Genomic DNA, 18,455 nt, shown 5'->3' on the forward strand with positions numbered 1-18,455 from the left:
TACCCCGCGCCCGATGAAGCGCAAAATCTCGTAGGGCGTGACGTGCATCAGGCGCGACGGGCGGATTCCCGCGTCGCGCGCTTCGCGCTTCCACGATCTGGCTGGCCGCCCAGATCAGGATGTCCGCATCCCAGATCGTGGTGATGCCGTGCTCCTGCGTTCCTTCGACACGGATGGTGACGGTCCCGCTGCGGAAGTCGATCGGCGCGGTACGCCGCGACTTCGCCAGCGAGAAGAACGGATACGCCATCAAGTCCTGGGCATCGCGCGGCGCCATGTCGCGCGGCAGCGCACGGAACACGGCGAGGGCGCGCCGCGTTCGGTCCGCGCCCAATATGCAACGGGTGTCAAGATGGTGCGGCATGAGCCGCCATCTTATTGACTTTACCTTGCGAGCGGGGGTGCCTAGCAGGCCCGCCCGACTCGCAGCTTTAGCGGTCTCGGCGTGCCCAGGCCATGCATGGCGCGACCTGTAGGCGCCACAGACGGGAACGTGGTGCGCTGCCAATGAAGTTGTCCAATTGTCCGCCATCGTACCGACTGCGCTGCGGGCAAAATGTCAGGCTTACTGGGCAGATTGACTCAGAGTCGTGCAGATGCCCGGGAACGACCGAATCTTACGGAGATGTCTCGCGAAGGACACGATGACTCAGGAAGGATATTGATTATCGTCGAATCGTCGCTTGGAAATCACATTGTGGGTCGGTGCTGCCGGACACTCCATGTTGAAATGAGCGCCCGACGCGCGTCCATATGCTCGGTAATTCACTCATTCTCAAGGAGCAATGTCATGAATAAGGATCAAGTGAAAGGCCGCATTGAGGAAGCAAAAGGGAAAGCGAAGGAAGTTGTCGGCAAGGCCACGGGAAATGAAAAAACCGAGGTGAAGGGCATGGCCGAGCAAATTGTCGGCAAGACACGAGCCTCATACGGCGATGCGAAAGAGACGCTTAAGAAGCAGTCATAGGGTACTCGCGCGTGCAGCAACGTTCTAAGCACTGCTGCGTAATGCGAACTAATTGTTCCCATAACGCCATTCTGAATGTGCACACCTGAATATAGGACCGGTTCGCCAACGGACCGGTCCTCGCGTTTGCGAGGAAAAATCCGCTTGAGTGCTGCCAGCGCTGTCGCCGGGAGAGCAATCGCAGCTGGCACATGCGACAGATGCTGGCCCTTTTGCGAAGTAATGCGCTAAATCCTGCCCATCAGCCACAGAGCACAGGAGCACCAACACCACCCCCAAACCACCACTCGGACCATAGACCCAGCCCCGGCTATGCGGCCAGGCTGGAATCGTTGACAATCCCCCCGTGCCAATATGACGTGCGTCACCTATCCCTGATAGATTAGTGAGCAACGAGGTAGGTATGACCGTCAACAACTCATCCAAGGCAACGATGGCCGCCGTCAAGAATGTGTCCGATCCGGGCGCAACGCAAGGAGCCCGTAGGGCGACTGAAGAGGCGCCCGGATCGGCGACGCTGGCGTCAGCGTCCGGCACCGATTCAGAGGTCGTTGCTCGCGCTCGGCGCAGGCAATTTTCCAACGCCGACAAGCGCCGCATACTGGAGGCGGCTGACCGCTGCACCAAGCCCGGAGAGATCGGCGCGCTGATGCGCCATGAAGGCGTGTACTCGTCATCCTTGAGCACGTGGCGGCGCCAGCGCGAGGCTGCCGAACTGGCTGCCCTTGCCCCACAAAAGCGCGGACCCAAATTCGACGAGACTCGGGCCGAGGCGCGGCACATCGCGCAGCTCACGCGCGAGCGCGATAATCTCAGGAGGCGACTCGACAAGGCGCTGCTGGTGATCGACGTCCAAAAAACTTGCAGCCTTGCTGGGCAATCCGATCGACGACGACACCGACAAGCCGTAATGGCGGCTGTGCAAGAGCTCACTCCGGCCCTGGGCGCGAGCGCGGCCTGCCATGCCCTGGGCGTGCCGCGCGGCACGCCTGCCCGGCAGCGGGCCCACCTGCGTCGCATGGCCTTCATCGGTCCACTGCCACGGTCCACTGCCCGGCCCCGGCCACCGTTGGCTCTGGATGCCCTGGAAAACCAGGTGCTGCTGGACACCCTTAACAGCGAGCGCTTCGCCGACACCGCGCCGGCGGCGCTACACGCCACGTTGCTCGACGAGGGCCGCTACCTGGGCTCGGTGCGCACCATGTACCGGTTGCTGGCGGCCAATGGCGGCTCGCGCGAGCGACGCAACCAGCTTGTCCATCCGGCCTACACCAGGCCCGAGTTGCTGGCGCGCGCGCCTAACCAAGTGTGGTCGTGGGACATCACCAAACTCAAGGGGCCAGCCAGGTGGACGTGCTTCCACCTCTACGTCATCCTGGACATCTTCAGCCGCCATGTCGTGGGCTGGTTGATCGCCGGGCGCGAGAGCGCGGAACTCGCTGAACAGCTCATCGCCGACAGCGTGGCACGCCACGATATCGCCCCCGGCGTGCTCACGCTTCATGCCGATCGCGGTGCCAGCATGCGCTCCAAACCGGTGGCCGCGTTGCTGGTCGACCTGGACATCACTAAAAGCCACAGCCGGCCTCACGTATCTGACGATAATCCCTTCTCGGAGTCGCAGTTCAAGACGATGAAGTACCGTCCGGACTTCCCCGCGCGCTTCGGCTGCATTGAGGATGCGCGCGCCCACTGCCAGGCATTCTTCGCCTGGTACAACACCGTGCATCGGCACTCGGGCATCGGATTCATGACGCCGCACAGCGTTCATTATGGGCTCGCCCAGGAGTTGCACCTCACCCGTCAGGCAGCACTCGACACAGCATTCCGGGCGTCCCCAAACAGATTTAAAGGGCGTCGCCCTGAACCACCGCGGCTGCCCACAGCAGTCTGGATCAACCCGCCGCCATCGGAGGCCATTACCCCAAACACACCACAGTCCGGCACAGTAAATTCATGAAGCCAGGTGACGCAAAGTCATTGACACGTTCCGATCAGTAGCAGCGAAAGAACTACTAACAATACCGTTCCAGGCGCCGCAGCTTCAACCGAACGCACCCGTCGAATGCCGTCGGAACAGGATCGGTTCGGCTACTTATAGCGTTTGAACGGCGTGGCGGCCACGTGAGCGCCTCCTTACTTAGATCGCCCGTTCGTCGAAGGCCGGCGTCTCATCTTCTAACGGTATCCCGTCCAACGAGTGGTGGCTAGGCCCGTGTCCAGCTGCACGGTCGATATAGCAGTAATAGCTCTTTCGTTATGTGCACAGGCGCACATGCTGACCTGCCGCAGAATGCTAGGCTCCCTACTCAGGCTTGGCACCGCACCCAGGCTGGCGATCCCGCCGCCGCTCGCACCGCATCGCCCTGGCGCTAGCACTGAAGCTTGAAACCCATCCCCACGAACACTTATTTAAAAGCGATACATTAAGAAGAGGCGTCACGGAGTCGTCTGGCCCGAGGAGCCCCGGCTACGTTCTCGAGACTAGGCTCCATCGTGCCGGAGCGGTTCGAATTCATAACTGGACCTTCTGGGACGGCCAATCGCCGGTTGGGTTCGCGTTTGTCACCAGCGACGTGGCAGATGCTCTGCCCGCGGCGGGCAAGGCAGCTAGCATTCACTTTTCCAGACCTGGACTGCGCCAACATCTCGTTTCGCGTCGCCCTCTTTGTCGTCCCGGCGCGCTTGACTCTCATGGAAAACCCCAGCAAGCGCGCGCCTTGGCTTTAGTCGCAAGATTCAGCTATGCTTGCGACGCAGAGCGCACGCGGTCGTTGCCCGCGAAATCCCCTCCACGTTCTGCACAATTGACTTCTGTTCACCGTGTAGGTTTTTCTGCGTAGATGCGAGGACGAGATGACGACTGGAATCGTGAAGTGGTTCAACAACGAAAAGGGTTTTGGCTTCATCACGCCGGATGGTGGCGGTAAGGACTTGTTCGCGCATCACTCGGAAATCCTAGGCACTGGATTCAAGTCCCTGGACGAAGGCGCCAGAGTCGAGTTCGAGGTAACGCAAGGCCAAAAGGGTCCACAGGCTTCCCAGATTCGCAAGCTCTAACGCACGCCGCACCTCTGCAGCAAACAAAAAAGGCCTTCGCATTGGCGTAGGGATTTTTCGTTTGCTGCGCCCTCGGCCACTGTGGCCTGGCTCCAGCGTCAGGCTTGGGGGCCTGGCATTCAGAGGTAATGTCGTCACTGCCTTCGAAGCTGGCGCGGATTTGCACGCGGTGCATGGCGACGTTGATGTCGACGTAGTGTCTAGTGTTTCCTAGCTAGCCCTCGGCACGGACGTGCGCGGAATATTGACTCATCCCGGTACGTCGCGCGCAAAGCTAGCCTATGCCCTCCACCCGCCAAATCTTCGCAGGAATGCCTTGGATAGACTTACTTCCTCAGGCATGGATTCGAGCTCGGCGAGCGAGAATTCGCAGTGATTAGCAAGGCCGAGCCGGCCAGCGGTGATGAGAACCGCCTTAGTACAGCCATCTGCGCGAGCGCGCGTCAGTACGCTGCCGACAAGCTGAGTCGCGATTGGGTGGCCGCGATACTCTTGAAGCACACCGACGGACCGCACGACAACCGTCTCTCCATATTGCTCAGCACAAGCACAACCCACTACCCGCTCACCTAATACAGCGATATGAAAGAAGCGCAATGTCTGGTCGAAGACGTCGTTAGGCAATCCACAACACTCGAGAACATCCACGATGGCAGGCCAATCAGCTTCTTCTGCCGCCCGAATCTGCATGCCTCTCATCATTTCCGGCATCTCCTCGTCTGACATGCGAGCTGAAAGCGGAAAACACTTGAAATTTCTTTCGTACAGATTGCGTTTCTAGGTTAACACTTCCGCCAAGCGAATGGATTACGGGAAAACCCAGATACATCGGTGTAATGCCGTGCCATCGACGCCGAGAGACAGCTTTGGCGGCAACCTGGCAAACAGATGCCGGCGTTCCCTCTGGAATCAAAAACTTGTCGCGATTCCCCCCGAGCCAGGCCGGTGCACGCTCGCGACCTGACCAGGTGGCGCCCGTTTCGGGGCAAGGTACTTCGGCGAATCTGGATCCGCCGCTATCTGTGGCTTACTCGTCGTGGTCCATTGGAGGCCAGTTCCGTCATCACCCTGGAGTCAATACCCATGCGCTGCTCCCCTCTTGTCAATCTTGTGTTGCTTCTTGTCGTCGCGGGCTGCGGTAAGCACATCCGGGGCAATGCTGCGCCGACGACCTCTGTTGAGTCTAATGTGCTGCCGTATCCCGGTGTTGATCTGAGTTTGGGCGAAAATCTGTTTCCGGATGAAAAGTCCCTATCTGTCCAGATTGCAGATGCCATTGAAGGATCCATCCGCGATAAATACCGAGCTGGTAACGCTCGGCGCGACGCACACACCGTCAGCAGCAAAATTTCCAACCCGCTGAATACCCGCTACTGGTCGATGGTTCCCTATCAACTCGGTACGGGTCCTGACCGGCGTGCTATCAAATTTTCTGCCAGGAATTGTTCGTCTGCAGCGGAACCAATGCCGAACAACCCCGGCCATAATTACTTACGCGACGCGTTACGTACTACGCTTGAACAGGACGATGCTTGTATGGAATTTCTGGTGCAACCCAGAACCTCTGACAGTATGAACGTCGAAGATTCTATGATCGAATGGAAAGAGGCACAGGCTCCTTTCTATAAGGTGGCAACTATCCTCATTCCCCGACAGCATTTCGATACCGCAGCGCAGAACCAATTCTGTGAAAATCTAACTTTCAGCCCGTGGCACGCATTGCCGGAACACCGACCGCTGGGGGTCGTTAACCGCTTGCGCAAGGTGATTTACGACCGCATCAGTCGAGTGAGGCATGAAATTAATTCTACCGAAGCTTAGGATCTATTCGAGCTACTGGCCTCTGGTTTTCCCTATGATGGTTCGCGAACCCAGCAGCGGCGCGGGCGATACGGTGTAACCCGTTGATGGAAAATGGATTTATGTGGGGCCCATGTCACGCCACCCCGATTGTGCCACCGATTCCCCGGCGTTGAGCACCCGTTGCCTAGGCCGGGATCTCGCCCTGCCCGTCCCACTTCTGTCCTTCGGCGTTGCGGTAGATACACGTCGGCTCGGGGCTCGCCGGCAGCGTCGCAGCTGCGCCAAAACAGCCGTCCGCCTGCAGGTCGGCGTCAGTGCCATTTTAGCCATTTGGACGCGAATCCAGACGATGGCCGCAACGTGCTCGATTTCAGCCGACATACGATAGGTGTAAGGTTTTGGGGATCGTCAAGGTGCAGGGATTTGGGACGGCCGACGATCAATCGCCCGTGCCGGCCTTCCACACCCTCTGCATGGCCTCCATCCGCCGCGCTGCCTCGGTCGTCACGCAACGCGTGGTGGTGTCCCGCGAACGTTGCCGGCATGCTGCACCACCTCCAGCGGCGCCTCGGCCGCCAGCGCATGCGAAATATGTGTGTGCCGCCAGCCAGTGCGTCCTGGCGGCTTCCAGACGGTGCGCTCCCCGCGGGTCGGTGGACCGCAGCGTGTCCGCCCAGGCCGTGCGGAATCCCTTGATCTGCTCCATGTGAGCGAGCACAGGATTGCTGCTACAGCTAGAACGATGCGTGGGCCGGGATTTGGAGGATCGTATGTCCTGCAGCGCGTCCAGGGCATGCCTTGCAACGTTCTCGGCTTTCGCTAAAACTTTCGCGCGCGGTACTCGCGCCGAAGGGGCGCAGGATCGGGTGCGACTATTGGGGGAGGGACAAGCGCTTGAAGTGCTTCCACAGCGCCCGGAGCGCATCATGGTCGGCCGCCACGCACGCCGCGAGATAGCCGCGTGCATAGCCTGCACTAATACCAGTCTCCGGCCGTCCCGACTGCAGTTGGCGCAGGAGGCCATCGGCCACCACCACGTCGTTGCGCCAACCCAGATCGTCCTGCAACTTGGTAAGCCAGGCCTTATAGCGGCGCACCCCTTGCCTGGGGTACAGCGAGGCAAAGAACTCAGTTGCGTAGCGCAGCTTCTTGGCCGCGATGCGCGCGCGGTGGCGCCGCTGCGCATCCAAGTCCGCCAGGCCGCGGCCACGCCTGATCACCTTGCGGTGTCGTTCGCGCAGCGTCTTGGTGGCGAACTTCCGCAGCGGGAACTCCAGCACCCGGCGTTGCTCGTCGTTCGGGTTCTGGCGCCAGCCGGCCTGCTCCAGCCAGCGGCTGAGTTCAATGATGAGCCGTGTGTATCGCACTGAGTCCACTGCCTGCGCAGCGCGCTGGTGTTTCTCCCGTGCGATCTCGCTGGCCGCTTGCTTGACTGCTTCCGCGTCCACCTCCTCCGGCTCACCGGAAAAGGCGTCGGACAGGGTGGAGGTGGCCAGCACCTCCCAGTCGCGCGCACCGCCGAGTTCGCCGGCGATCCATTTGAGCTCTTCCTGCAGGAAAGTCGGACACACGACCGCGGCTCCCATCAGATCCATCGCCGATCGCAGGCGCCGAAGGCCCACCCGCATCTGGTGCACACTCGAAGGGTCCTCGCCGGATATGACGTTGCGTTCATTGCCCTGGATCTGCTCCATACAGTTTTGCGCGATGCACTGGAAGGCGCGCTCCACGGTGTCGCGTTTGTTGAGCTCGAGCGGCTGCGCGCGTACCACCTCAGTTGCTCGCTGGCTATCAGTGCGTAGCCCCGCTCACCCTTGCTGCGCCGGCTTATGCGTAGCGGCACGGCGTCGAGCAGGCCCAAGGCCAGATCGTAGAGATGGCCTGGCTCGCCGGCCTTAAGCTCCATTTCAACTTCCTGGAACGCCGCGTTGGCGTTGTCGGCCTGGACCGTCCCATCGTCCAGCGCCAGCTCCACCTCGTCGCCTTGCGGCAGGCGCAGTAGCGAGACGGTGCGCTGCACATTCGTGGTGAAAACCGGCACCAGGCGCCCGACCAGTTGACCGCCGCCGATCAGCTTGCCCGCCACCGAACCCTTCGGCACCACGCTGCGCAGGACGTCAAGATCAGGCGCCTCGCCCTCTATCGGGGCCTCGAACTCGTCACGCTCGTAGAGTCCGGCTCGAGTCGAGCCCTGTGTCTTCAACGTCTGCGCGTGGTGATTCCCTGTCTTCCTAACGCGCAACGATACGTGGTGGCAGTGCAGGTAGAGGTCAGGGGTATCAAAGTACGTGCTAACTAGATGCTCGGAGTGTGGTCGCTCGGTGCGCAAGGATTTCAGCAAGGGCAGGCCGCGTAGCTGATCGACCTTACCTTCTACCAATTCGAGTTTCAGTTCGCGTTCCATGGCACGGCCTTGGCAAGTAAAGGGTGGAAGCGGTACGAAGACCCACCAGACTCTACTCTAGGTCAAGCGGAGTTCTGTTGGTCCATGAGGCGGCGTGCACTCCGATAAGACTGCGCTTAACGCACTTGCCATGGCGCTGCAGATGTGTGCGTGAAACGCCGGCTGCTGCGCAATGCAAAAAGCGACCCGATCATCGAACCAGGAGATTCTCAGTGGTGTGCGTCTGCCAACAGTCGGCTTTCTCCCGCTATCCCCTCTGCATGACGCAGAGGTCGCCTCCCAAGCGCGCGCAGTTTGGCGACTGCGGCCAGAATATGACCTCCGACAGGCGCAGCCCGGGCGCCAAGCGCGCGAGGCCGCCGGTCACGAAAGCCCACTGGCCTGCGGTCAAGATCCGGCCCACATCCCGTTCTGACCGAGCCTCGCGCGCGGCACGTGGATGCCATGCCACGGGTTGCCCATCAGGTAGTTCTGCTCGACCAGGAAGCGGTATCGATTGGGCGCGAGGCGACAGCGGCCCCTCGAAGGGCCGCCAGACCGGGCTTCACCGTTCGCGCGCGGGGCGCAAGAGTCCTGCGAGAGTCCGCGCATCAGACGGCACCTAGCATATCTCGGCTGCTCGGGAATGGTATAGCATCGAAAAGCCAGCCTCGCGGACGATCAAGGACTGGCAGCCATCCTCACAACCATCACCGAGTCCGTACGAGGCTAGTTATGCCAGAGGTCATCACGAGGTGGCCCGTTTCCCGTGTGAAACCATCGAGATGGACCTCAACTTTACCCGCCCCGACGCTGGTGGTGCGCGGCATTGCGGCCGACCACGTGGACGCGCTGAAGTGGATGCCGGATCGGATCTCCGTCCGGTGCGTCCCTTAGCGGGAAGCACCGTTCTCATTGATGTCGCTCCGGCTTAAAGCCGGCCCATCAAGAACAGAATCAGCACCACCACCACTACCACGCCCAGCAGCCCACTAGTCTTACTGTGTCACAAAAACGACAATTACTGTGTCAATAATATTGAATTTCAGTTATAACCAAGATTCCATCGTGGCAAGAGGCGGCAATGGGAAATCTGGCGGAATTCGATCGTTATATTGAGTACCTATGCGTGGCGTTGGATCATGTGGATCGAAACGTCGGATTGCAGGACTATTGTCGAGGCCTCATGTTGCCGATCCAGCGCAAGAGTGTTGAGCCTCTGGCTGCGCATACCGATCCGCTACACGTGGCTGCCAAGCACCAATCGTTACATCACTTCGTGGCCAAGGCGGGATGGTCGGACAGTGCCGTGATGTCGCGCGTTCGCGACTGGGTTGTGCCACACCTCGGGTTGGACAGTGGCTGCTACTGGATTATCGATGACACCGGGTTCCCGAAGAAGGGAACGCATTCAGTTGGCGTCGCGCGCCAATACTGCGGTCAACTGGGCAAGCAGGACAACTGCCAGGTGGCGGTCAGTCTTTCGCTGGCCAGCGTCCAGGGCAGCATTCCTGTCGCCTATCAACTGTATTTGCCCAAAGACTGGGCGAGTGACCCGGTGCGCAAGAAGAAGGCCGGGGTGCCGGACGGCATGACGTTCGCGACCAAGCCGGAAATTGCTCTGGCGCAAATGCGTGAGGCGCTCGCCTCGGGCGTGCCGATGGGCGTGGTGCTGGCGGACGCCGGGTATGGCGATGAAACCGCCTTTCGCGATGGCATTACTGAGATGGGCATGCCGTATGCAGTCGGCATACGGCCGGGGACTACGGTATGGGCGCCCGGCACCGCGCCGCTGCCGCCCAAGGCATGGAGCGGTCGCGGCATACGGCCGACGAAGCTGCGTCGGGAGCCTGGACACCAACCGGTGACGGTGAAGGCCTTGGCGATGGACTTGCCGCAGCAAGTCTATCGCACGGTCACCTGGCGGGAAGGCTCCAACACTGAACTGTCCTCCCGCTTCGCCGCCGTGCGGGTTCGCCCTGCTCATCGCGACTACCTGGGCACGCAGATGCGTCCCGAGGAGTGGCTACTGATCGAATGGCCCGAAGGAGAAGCCGAGCCGGTGAAATACTTCCTCTCTACCGGTCCGTCCGATGCCACCCTGGAACAATTGGTCTTCGTCACCAAGATGCGCTGGCGTATCGAGCGCGACTATCAGGAACTCAAGCAGGAGTTCGGCCTCGCGCACTATGAAGGCCGCGGCTGGAGGGGCTTTCATCACCATGCCACCCTGTGTATTGCGGCCTACGCCTTCCTCGTCGCTATGCGCCTCAATCAGAGCACCTCAAAAAAACCGTGCTCAACCAGAAACGCCTTCCTTACCCAAGGATTACGTCCCTCGCGGCAGCCGGACGAGTGCAGCGCCACGTGGCTGAGTCGATTTCGACGCTGCGGCTACTCATCGCTCGTGCCATTATCAACCGGCTCCGCCGGTGTCCATGCTGCTGGGATGTGAAGCTAAATTTGTGACACAGTAAGACTAGGGTAATAACCCCAACTGCGACTATGGGGCCAGGTTGGCAATGCACCGACCAGCACCAAGATCAAAATGATCAGCAGAATGGTTCCGATACTCATATACACTCCTTTCCCCCTTGCATGAATGGACGGAAAGGTCTCATGCAAGGCAGATATCACACGTCTTTCCTGCTGCCCACCACTTGGCCCCCAGTTGAAGTACTTGAGGAGCGTCGCCGCGCATACAAGTGCCCGCCCGGAGAACAGAGGCATCGTTACGGACTCGACAATCCAGCTAAGCACACATTCCTTCTGTCACGCAGCCGTCTCGAGGGGAAGGATCCCGCGCGCATCCTTCTCGCCGTTTCTTCGAGCTTGTCTGGACATCGCTTTGTGCGTACTTCCAATCGACCACAGAGCGCTTCCGAAGCCCACAAACAATTTCCTCCATGATCGCCATTGCTGTCTGTACGGTGACGGACGGGCGACGATCGGCTATGGATGACGGTACGTACTCCGCAACGGATCCGGTGCATTGCCGCCCGTTGATCTGCCGTTGGCGACGCTACCCGCTACGACTTGCGCAAACCGTAGCTCGCCTGACGACGCATCACCCACCATCGACAGCTCCTAACGCGCCTTGGGCGTGTTAGGAATCGGAGCAGAGACACCGATCGAAGGATGTCTCCTGTTTCCGTACGCTGTCGTACCGCATCCGTATCCGCTTTGACGTACCTTAAAAGAACGTCGGGACATCCTGGAGATGATGATGATGCCAAGACGAAGATTCATATTGATGACGACCGAATCAGCCATTGCAATCGGCCTCACGACTCTGGGCTGCACGACTACGGGGACATCCGACACCAGTGGCCACCAGGTCGACAAGCGTCACACGATCGACGCGGGTGTCGAATCGACCCTTGCACGCCTTTACACCGCTGCCAATGGCTCGCGTGAACTCGTCGGCAAGGCCCGCGGCGTGCTGGTGTTCCCATCGGTCATCGCGGCCGGCTTTGTCCTCGGAGGCCAGTACGGTGAAGGCTCGCTGCGCGTCGGCGGCAGCACGGTCGGATACTACAGCACCGCGACCGCTTCGATCGGGTGGCAAATCGGCGCTCAATCGAAAGCCATCATCTTCCTGTTCATGACCGAGGACGCACTGGACCGATTCCGAAATAGTGACGGCTGGTCAGTAGGCGGTGACGCGTCAGTTGCGGCACTGAAGGTGGGCGCGAACGGCAGTATTGACACGACCACCGCTACCGGTCCGGTCCAGGCATTCGTGCTCACCAACAGCGGATTGATGGCCGGCGTGACGCTCGAAGGTACGAAGGTCACGAAGCTGAAATCCCTGTAGTGCGCAAACCAGGCATAGTCGTGCATTCATTGATGACCGTCAATCTTACGGAGTCCCTATGCGCATCCTCACGAGGGCGGTCCATTGACGTCGCTGATCGCCGGCATTCTCATTTTCTCAATGCCTTGCCTGCCGAATCACATACCCGATTGTCAGCTGGCCGCTAGGACTGTTCGGTGGGCATCTGCCCGCGGCCGCCATGACGAAGGAAGACAATTCCAATCTGAGATAGTTATGTCCAATCCTATGGACCCGTGCTCTATTCGGCCAGCGGCGCTCACCGAGCCTTTTGATCCCCGGTGCGCACGGTTTGATCAGACTCGCCGTCGGCGTGACGGGCGTTTCTGGCCGATATTTTGTGGGACGTCCTGATGTGGATCACTGTGCCACGGCATCGGCCGTCACCAGGTTTGGCCTCGAATTACGGGGGCGAGCGATATTCGATGAAACTAGTAGATTGAGAAGTAAAGACTACCTCGATCCGGTCATTTAGATCTTGACGGAGAGTTAATGCATCAGGCTCTGGAAAGCTAACGGATGTCAAAGGTAGTTCGTCGCGCCGCCATCGTTATCTATGGAAGTAATCCAGTGCGGTTGGTGCTTCGCAGAAGGTAGACGCAGCTGAATCTACCGCTTCAAGCCGTTTGAGAGCGAAAGGGTCGTTAGCGACATCCCTTTGGGCATCTCCTTATACAGAAGTCCAGCGTCCTGACCGGGCGCAGTGCGGCCAGAATTTGATGGGACTTGGGCGGGAGGGGTTGTAAACTCGCGCGGACTCGCGTTTACTCCTGGATTTTCGAGCGCGAATGAACGACGAGTCGGGGGCATGGGTGGACGAAGAATTTGAGGTGCTGGATCTTGGCGATCCAAGGCGGGACCGACGGGCGAAGGGGCTGCTGAAGCGACTGGCTGCGAGGCCGACTGCGAGCATTCCGGGCGCATGCGAGGACTGGGCAGAGACCATCGCTGCCTATCGATTTTTCGGCAACGAGGAAGTCGAGTGGACAGACATGATGCAGCCGCATTGGGAGCGCACGGCAGGGCGGGCGCGGCAATTCCCGGTGGTGCTGTGCATTGCAGACACGACCGAGCTGAACTTTAACGGCCAGGAGATCGATGGGCTCGGGCCCTTGAGCTACGAAGCGCAGAGGGGGATGTATCTCCATCCGACCTATGCTGTGACGCCGGATCGGGAACCACTCGGTGTGATCGACGCCTGGATGTGGGCCCGGGAGCCGCTGGATGCAAACGGGCAGCGGGTTGGTATTACAGAGAGCGTACGGTGGACTGAAAGCTACGAACGCGTTGCAGAACAGGCCGCGATGTTGCCTGAGACTCGCCTGGTCTACGTGGCGGATCGGGAAGGCGATATCGCTGCGATGATGGAGCGTGCTAATGAGCTCGGCAATCCTGCAGACTGGCTGATACGTTCCCAACACAACCGCAGCCTTGGTGAGACAGGCAAGCTGTGGGACACGGTAGACGCCAGCGAAGCTCTGGGGGAGATCGGCTTCATCCTGCCGGGGCGCGCAGGCCAGAAGGCGCGCGAGGTCAAGCAGGAGTTACGTGCGCAACGCGTGAAGCTGCCGGGTAAGACGGGGCCCGCCGTCACCTGCATTGTGGCCCAGGAGATCGGCGCCCCGGCAGGCGTTACCCCTGTCGTGTGGCGACTGCTGACCAACCGGGAGGCGCAAGATACAGATGCCGTCATCGAGCTGATCGATTGGTATCGAGCCCGGTGGGAGATTGAAATGTTCTTCAATGTCCTGAAGAACGGGTGCAAGGTGGAAGCTTTACAGTTATCCCACATGGACCGCGTGGAACGGGCTCTGGTGTTTTACATGGTCGTGGCGTGGCGCATTGCCCGGCTGATGCGTTTGGGCAGAACCTGCCCTACCCTGGACGCGTCGCTATTCTTTGATGCCGATGAGATACGAGGCGCGTATCTACTCGCGAAGAAGGCGCGTCCAAAGACGCCCGTCACGCTCAATCAAATGATTCGCTTGATCGCGTCACTGGGTGGTTTCCTGGGCCGCAAGTGTGATGGCGAGCCCGGCGCCAAAACGATCTGGATCGGCATGCAGCGAACCATGGATGCTGCGTTCATGATCCTGGCGCTACGGGCTGAGGACTCATGACTTCTGTATAAGGAGATGCCCTTTGGGCTGGAAGGGCGTAGGCGCCTGCATCAGCCTCCTCCTCCTGGCGAGCACTCTTCAGTCGAGGCATCCAAAGCTGGATGGCGCGAGGAACAATCTTTATCGCAACGCCGAACCGTCGCCTCTTGCATGAGCGTCTGCATTCAGTATGGGCGTCAGTAGCGTCCGCCGGTACTTTGGCGCCAGCGAGCGTGCCTGGTGCGGGTTGCATTGCAGAGACGTCTGGTGCCGATCATCGCTCAGCACTGGACTCACCAGCGCCGGCATCTCGATTTCTGGATCCTAGCGATGGTCGGCTCTACTGTGCTCAGCGAGGAACGACGATCACAGTACTGTCAGCAGTACCTCCTCTTGCACCGGTGCTGCCGGTGTTGCCCTTTGCTCCCGTGTTGCCGGTTGCGCCCGTATCGCCCGTAGCGCCGGTGTATCCTGTTGCGCCAGTGCCGCCGGTCGCCCCGGTGCTTCCGGTTGCCCCGGTGTAGCCGGTTGCGCCCATGTATCCGGTGCTTCCTTTCTCACCAGAACTGCCTGTTGCGCCTTGCGGCCCGGCCGGGCCCGTACAAGCCAATACAGCGAGTGTCATCAGTGTTGCGACAATCAGGTTCGAATATTTCATGACAATTCCTTCCTCTTTGCCAACTGAGTCGCCCACGAAATTGTGGGCAATCTTCCAGATCAGATCGGCCTCTGGCGGTAACAAGCAGGAGCAACGGTTCAGGTCAGCTCCGCATGGGGAGGGATCGGCAACCAGCCTTCGCCCGTCGAATTGGGGAATTCCCGAGATGAGCGCACCGCCACCCTAGTGACAGTACGCGAACTCCGACACTGTGTCGGTACGCTAGCGGGCATGGATGTCTCCGATATTCGCTTCACAGGCAGGAAATTTCGTCGTTCATGACAAGCCTCGTTACTCCTCCGTCACCATATTGAGTTAGGCTGAGAATTGTGGTGTCCAACGTTACGTAGAATGTAGTGAACGGACAACACAAATGGAACGGATACCCCGTAGGGTCTACACGCCGGAATGTCGGGAAGAATCTGTCAAGCTTGTTGAGGGAAAGGGGTGCGATTGTCGATGCCGCACAGCGGTTATCGGCTCCTTCCGGCATTGGCTGCACGCATCAAGGACGCGCCAGTTCCGGGAGGTTGGCAGGATCTGATAATGATCTAGCCGGCCGCTCCTACTCGACTGGAAGGAGGCCGGCTAGATGATTATCAGAGTCCGCCGAAATCGAAATGCCCGCGCCGCGCGGCCGGTGCGGGGCGAAGGAGACTGTTCCTCACGCCATCCAGACTTGGATGCGTCGGCTGAAAAACGTCTGCCAGGAGGAGTCAGAGTGGGTTGCAGGGGCGTGCGCCTTTCCAACCCCACGAGGGCTGGGCGGCGGTAGACAGCCGATCCCTTGCGCTGTGCGTAGCAGGGTGGCATCGTCGCAAACGATCATTGCGGTGATGGTTTCACGCAGCAGGTTGGTTGGGTAAATCACGGGAAGGACATCGTTAACGATCCTTTCGCTCTCGAACGGACCGAAGCGGTATATGCAGCTACCATCCACTTCTGCGAAGAACCAACTGTCCGGACTACTTCGATAGATAACGACGACGGCGCGACGAACTTCCTTTGACATACCACTACCCCCAACTTTCCGGAGCTAGGTCCGTTAGCTCGTCGTAAATATATAAATGGCGGATTTTTAGCATCTTTATTTTGATATTTAACTATCCCATCGAATATCGATTCCCGGCAATCCGAAGCTGAAATTGGTGGGGCACCATGTCGGACATTTTCCATAAAATCCCGACGCCGACTTTGGTATGTTGCGACATGTGCGCCCCTACGTTTACTTATAGTTAGTTCCGGCCATAAGTGCTGTCCGCAAGCGTACCGTTTGTCGGAATTATCTGATCGCCGATTGATGCGCCGTCGACAGGCTCCCGACGCCCGGCGAAAAGCATCCATCGCCAATTGGCTCGCCTATATTTCAAGTTGACCGTCCGATGTCCACCATCTCATCGCAGGCATCTCCTTGACGATGAGCGAATGTGCCCGATTAGGTACCCGATGAGGGTGAGGAGCAACGCATCATGAACATGGCGGGTGCCTGGGTGACCTCGGCGTGCTCGGCGTGCTCGGAGTTCGCGCCGCACCTGCGCCAGCGTTCCGAAGCAGGCATTCAACGGCCGTCACCCGGTTAGAGAAAGGCCTTGGCCGCCCTGGGATGCAGCATAGAAGTCTCGGGTTCAGGAAAGAGAAGGATCATGGGAAAAGTTGGCGGTCACCTGTGGATGCGATTCTGGGACATCGCGAAACCTTACTGGTTCTCCCATGAAAAATGGAAGGCCAGGATCCTACTTGTCGTACTGATTCTGCTGCTCCTGGGGCAAACCGGAACCAATGTACTGTTCAACGAACAATCCGGGGAATTCACATCGGCATTGGCAGCAAAAGATGCCGGAAGGTTCTGGCACTCCATTGGCGTATGCGTCTATGTCCTGATCGCGGCCGTACCGATCTACGCCTTCTACTACTACGTTAGGAACAAGCTTGGCATCCACTGGCGGCGCTGGCTGACCGGCCACTATTTGGAAAAATATTTCAAGAATCATGCTTTCTATAGGCTTAATTCCAGTTCAGCGATAGACAATCCAGATCAGCGGATTTCGGAAGATATCAACACATTCACGAATCGATCTCTCTATTTTTTGTTGCTGAGCCTTGGCGCTCTCTTACAGCTGTTTGCTTTCAGCGGCGTGCTCTGGTCGATCTCCAGGGAGCTGGTCCTGTTTCTTGTGCTCTACGCGATCGCTGGCACGCTGGTCTCGATCTTCCTGTTTGGGCGAGTCCTGATCGGACTGAATTTCTACCAACTGAAACGAGAAGCAGATTTTCGCTATAGCCTGATCCGGGTACGCGAGAACGCCGAGTCGATTACCTTTCATCGTGGCGAGGCACATGAGTCCCTTCACGTGAGGGGCCGCTTCGACCATGTCTTCGCGAATTTCAACAAGCTTATCAAATGGCAGCTGAATCTCAATTTCTTTCAGTATGGTTACGGATTCCTAACCATCATGCTGCCGAGTGCCATTGTCGCTTCACGCGTCCTTTCCGGCGAGCTCGAAGTCGGCCGGGCTATCCAGGCGGCCGGCGCATTTGCCGCGATACTGGCCGCTCTTACCGTCATTGTCGATAATTTTGAAAGCCTGAGTCGATTCGTCGCCGGACTCGACCGGCTGAACACATTTTCGAGTTCGCTGGCGGAAACACCAGCAGCGCCTCGCCAAGCCGGGAACAGGATCGAAGCCATGCGAGACTCTCGCCTGGCGCTCGAGCATGTCACCTTGCACACGCCAAATTTCGAACGGACGCTCGTCAGGGATCTCACCGTTTCGATCAACCCCGGGGAGGGATTGCTTATCGTGGGTGCAAGCGGCGGCGGTAAAAGTTCGCTGATGCGCGCGATCGCGGGGTTGTGGAACAGCGGTACCGGGCGCATCGTGCGGCCGGAAACCGAGCAAATGCTGTTCTTGCCGCAGCATCCCTATATGGTGCTGGGAAGCCTGCGCAGCCAGTTGCTCTACCCCAATCACAATGGCCGGAAGGTATCCGACGCGGAACTCTTGCTGCTGCTAGAGATGGTAAACCTTCCGGACGTCGCGGAAAGATTCGGCGGTCTAGATGCGGATCTTGACTGGGGGAAGGTTCTCTCCGTGGGAGAACAACAGCGCCTCACCTTTGCCCGCGTGCTGCTTGCAAAACCACGGTACGCCATGCTGGATGAAGCCACTAGCGCCCTCGATCTTCAAAACGAAGAACGCCTTTACTTCCAGCTATCGAATGCGTCGACGACGCTGGTCAGCGTCAGCCACCGCCCCACACTCCTTAAGTATCACCAACAGGTGCTGGAGCTGACGGGAAACGGGGAGTGGAGGCTGCACCCTCGCAGAGCTACCACTTTAGCTGGTAGCCGTTGGTGCCCTCTCGCACGGCGGCAGAGCCGATCTGAGAAGGCTGCTTTCGCAATGCCTGCACTTGAACGCGCCACGAAGCAACGCGTCAGAGCAGCTCCCGCTGGCGCCGCCCTACGGCTGCTTCCTGGTTTCTCCTTGGCGTCACCATACGAGGCCTGTGTCGTGCCGACGATCTGCTCGATCTTGCCAGTCATCTGGGTCTTTGTTTCCCGTACCTTTGCCAAACAGTTCCTTGATCCTCCCCTTAGTCTTCTCGATGCGACCGCTCACTTGACCTTTGTTCATGACATTGTCCTT

At 59.2% G+C, this 18,455-nt stretch carries 12 protein-coding genes and 6 pseudogenes; 8 read left to right on the plus strand and 10 right to left on the minus strand.

The genetic code is table 11. The features are described 5' to 3' along the window. Positions 1 to 7: 7 nt before the first annotated feature. A pseudogene (locus tag OMK73_RS38250) lies at positions 8 to 532 on the minus strand (replication initiator protein A); the annotation flags it as partial. Positions 533 to 790: 258 nt separating this feature from the next. Here OMK73_RS38250 and OMK73_RS09320 point away from each other — a divergent pair. After that, on the plus strand, positions 791 to 967 hold the full coding sequence (locus OMK73_RS09320) for a CsbD family protein (protein ID WP_267601749.1): 177 nt from the start codon (positions 791 to 793) through the stop codon (positions 965 to 967). A 227-nt stretch (positions 968 to 1,194) separates the two neighbouring features. Here OMK73_RS09320 and OMK73_RS39040 read toward each other — a convergent pair. Continuing rightward, positions 1,195 to 1,339, minus strand: a pseudogene (locus OMK73_RS39040) (DUF3309 family protein). A 61-nt stretch (positions 1,340 to 1,400) separates the two neighbouring features. Here OMK73_RS39040 and OMK73_RS09325 point away from each other — a divergent pair. Both OMK73_RS09325 and OMK73_RS09330 read left to right on the plus strand, forming a co-directional pair. Next, the gene (locus OMK73_RS09325; RefSeq protein WP_267600725.1) at positions 1,401 to 2,927 is read left to right on the plus strand and encodes an IS3 family transposase; all 1,527 of its coding nucleotides are present in this window, start codon (positions 1,401 to 1,403) and stop codon (positions 2,925 to 2,927) included. Positions 2,928 to 3,823: 896 nt separating this feature from the next. Then, on the plus strand, positions 3,824 to 4,027 hold the full coding sequence (locus OMK73_RS09330) for a cold-shock protein (RefSeq protein WP_267601750.1): 204 nt from the start codon (positions 3,824 to 3,826) through the stop codon (positions 4,025 to 4,027). 279 nt (positions 4,028 to 4,306) lie between these two features. On the opposite strand, the gene OMK73_RS09335 is transcribed toward OMK73_RS09330, so the two are convergent. Continuing rightward, positions 4,307 to 4,753 carry a GNAT family N-acetyltransferase gene (locus OMK73_RS09335; protein ID WP_267601751.1) on the minus strand — a complete coding sequence of 149 codons (447 nt, stop codon included), beginning with the start codon at positions 4,751 to 4,753 and terminating at the stop codon, positions 4,307 to 4,309. 181 nt (positions 4,754 to 4,934) lie between these two features. Next, positions 4,935 to 5,012 (minus strand): annotated as a pseudogene (locus OMK73_RS09340) (H-NS family nucleoid-associated regulatory protein); the annotation flags it as partial. Positions 5,013 to 5,110: 98 nt separating this feature from the next. On the opposite strand from OMK73_RS09340, the gene OMK73_RS09345 reads away from it, so the two are divergent. Next, positions 5,111 to 5,848, plus strand: coding sequence for a hypothetical protein (locus OMK73_RS09345; protein WP_267601752.1), 738 nt, complete (start codon positions 5,111 to 5,113; stop codon positions 5,846 to 5,848). Positions 5,849 to 6,702: 854 nt separating this feature from the next. On the opposite strand, the gene OMK73_RS09350 is transcribed toward OMK73_RS09345, so the two are convergent. The 3 genes and pseudogenes from OMK73_RS09350 to OMK73_RS39045 form a co-directional block, all read right to left on the minus strand. Next, positions 6,703 to 7,524 (minus strand): CHAD domain-containing protein, encoded by an 822-nt coding sequence (locus OMK73_RS09350; RefSeq protein ID WP_267602075.1) that lies wholly within the window; start codon positions 7,522 to 7,524, stop codon positions 6,703 to 6,705. Further along, on the minus strand, positions 7,416 to 8,234 hold the full coding sequence (locus tag OMK73_RS09355) for a CYTH domain-containing protein (protein WP_267601754.1): 819 nt from the start codon (positions 8,232 to 8,234) through the stop codon (positions 7,416 to 7,418). Before OMK73_RS09355 ends, OMK73_RS09350 begins: the two co-directional genes overlap by 109 nt. Positions 8,235 to 9,144: 910 nt before the next feature. Continuing rightward, a pseudogene (locus tag OMK73_RS39045) lies at positions 9,145 to 9,207 on the minus strand (DUF3309 domain-containing protein); the annotation flags it as partial. A 90-nt stretch (positions 9,208 to 9,297) separates the two neighbouring features. Between OMK73_RS39045 and OMK73_RS09360 the strand changes: the two are divergent. Beyond that, positions 9,298 to 10,690: pseudogene (locus OMK73_RS09360) on the plus strand (IS701 family transposase). On the opposite strand, the gene OMK73_RS09365 reads toward OMK73_RS09360, so the two are convergent. Beyond that, positions 10,671 to 10,790 carry a DUF3309 family protein gene (locus OMK73_RS09365; RefSeq protein WP_267601756.1) on the minus strand — a complete coding sequence of 40 codons (120 nt, stop codon included), beginning with the start codon at positions 10,788 to 10,790 and terminating at the stop codon, positions 10,671 to 10,673. The pseudogene OMK73_RS09360 and the gene OMK73_RS09365 sit on opposite strands and share 20 nt — an antisense overlap. Before the next feature lie 652 nt (positions 10,791 to 11,442). On the opposite strand from OMK73_RS09365, the gene OMK73_RS09370 reads away from it, so the two are divergent. Together OMK73_RS09370 and OMK73_RS09375 are read left to right on the plus strand one after the other, a co-directional pair. Beyond that, entirely contained in the window at positions 11,443 to 12,030 is a 588-nt protein-coding gene (locus OMK73_RS09370) for a YSC84-related protein (protein WP_267602076.1), read from the plus strand. Positions 12,031 to 12,836: 806 nt separating this feature from the next. After that, positions 12,837 to 14,168: an IS4 family transposase gene (locus OMK73_RS09375; protein ID WP_267601758.1), complete on the plus strand. Its 1,332-nt coding sequence runs from the start codon at positions 12,837 to 12,839 to the stop codon at positions 14,166 to 14,168. Between the two features lie 328 nt (positions 14,169 to 14,496). On the opposite strand, the gene OMK73_RS09380 is transcribed toward OMK73_RS09375, so the two are convergent. Then, on the minus strand, positions 14,497 to 14,805 hold the full coding sequence (locus tag OMK73_RS09380; RefSeq protein WP_267601759.1) for a collagen-like protein: 309 nt from the start codon (positions 14,803 to 14,805) through the stop codon (positions 14,497 to 14,499). 664 nt (positions 14,806 to 15,469) lie between these two features. Next, the gene (locus tag OMK73_RS09385; protein ID WP_267601760.1) at positions 15,470 to 15,817 is read right to left on the minus strand and encodes a hypothetical protein; all 348 of its coding nucleotides are present in this window, start codon (positions 15,815 to 15,817) and stop codon (positions 15,470 to 15,472) included. A gap of 631 nt (positions 15,818 to 16,448) precedes the next feature. On the opposite strand from OMK73_RS09385, the pseudogene OMK73_RS09390 reads away from it, so the two are divergent. Further along, positions 16,449 to 18,154: pseudogene (locus OMK73_RS09390) on the plus strand (ABC transporter ATP-binding protein/permease). Positions 18,155 to 18,455 lie beyond the last annotated feature (301 nt).

Source organism: Cupriavidus sp. D39 (assembly GCF_026627925.1).
Taxonomy (GTDB): Bacteria; Pseudomonadota; Gammaproteobacteria; order Burkholderiales; family Burkholderiaceae; genus Cupriavidus; species Cupriavidus ulmosensis.

Excerpts from the sequence above, each read along its gene's own strand:
- OMK73_RS09320 (WP_267601749.1), top strand. The coding sequence starts at position 791 with ATGAATAAGGATCAAGTGAAAGGCCGCATTGAGGAAGCAAAAGGGAAA.
- OMK73_RS09325 (WP_267600725.1), top strand. The coding sequence starts at position 1,401 with ATGGCCGCCGTCAAGAATGTGTCCGATCCGGGCGCAACGCAAGGAGCC.
- OMK73_RS09330 (WP_267601750.1), top strand. The coding sequence starts at position 3,824 with ATGACGACTGGAATCGTGAAGTGGTTCAACAACGAAAAGGGTTTTGGC.
- OMK73_RS09335 (WP_267601751.1), bottom strand. The coding sequence starts at position 4,753 with ATGTCAGACGAGGAGATGCCGGAAATGATGAGAGGCATGCAGATTCGG.
- OMK73_RS09345 (WP_267601752.1), top strand. The coding sequence starts at position 5,111 with ATGCGCTGCTCCCCTCTTGTCAATCTTGTGTTGCTTCTTGTCGTCGCG.
- OMK73_RS09350 (WP_267602075.1), bottom strand. The coding sequence starts at position 7,524 with ATGGAGCAGATCCAGGGCAATGAACGCAACGTCATATCCGGCGAGGAC.
- OMK73_RS09355 (WP_267601754.1), bottom strand. The coding sequence starts at position 8,234 with ATGGAACGCGAACTGAAACTCGAATTGGTAGAAGGTAAGGTCGATCAG.
- OMK73_RS09365 (WP_267601756.1), bottom strand. The coding sequence starts at position 10,790 with ATGAGTATCGGAACCATTCTGCTGATCATTTTGATCTTGGTGCTGGTC.
- OMK73_RS09370 (WP_267602076.1), top strand. The coding sequence starts at position 11,443 with ATGCCAAGACGAAGATTCATATTGATGACGACCGAATCAGCCATTGCA.
- OMK73_RS09375 (WP_267601758.1), top strand. The coding sequence starts at position 12,837 with ATGAACGACGAGTCGGGGGCATGGGTGGACGAAGAATTTGAGGTGCTG.
- OMK73_RS09380 (WP_267601759.1), bottom strand. The coding sequence starts at position 14,805 with ATGAAATATTCGAACCTGATTGTCGCAACACTGATGACACTCGCTGTA.
- OMK73_RS09385 (WP_267601760.1), bottom strand. The coding sequence starts at position 15,817 with ATGTCAAAGGAAGTTCGTCGCGCCGTCGTCGTTATCTATCGAAGTAGT.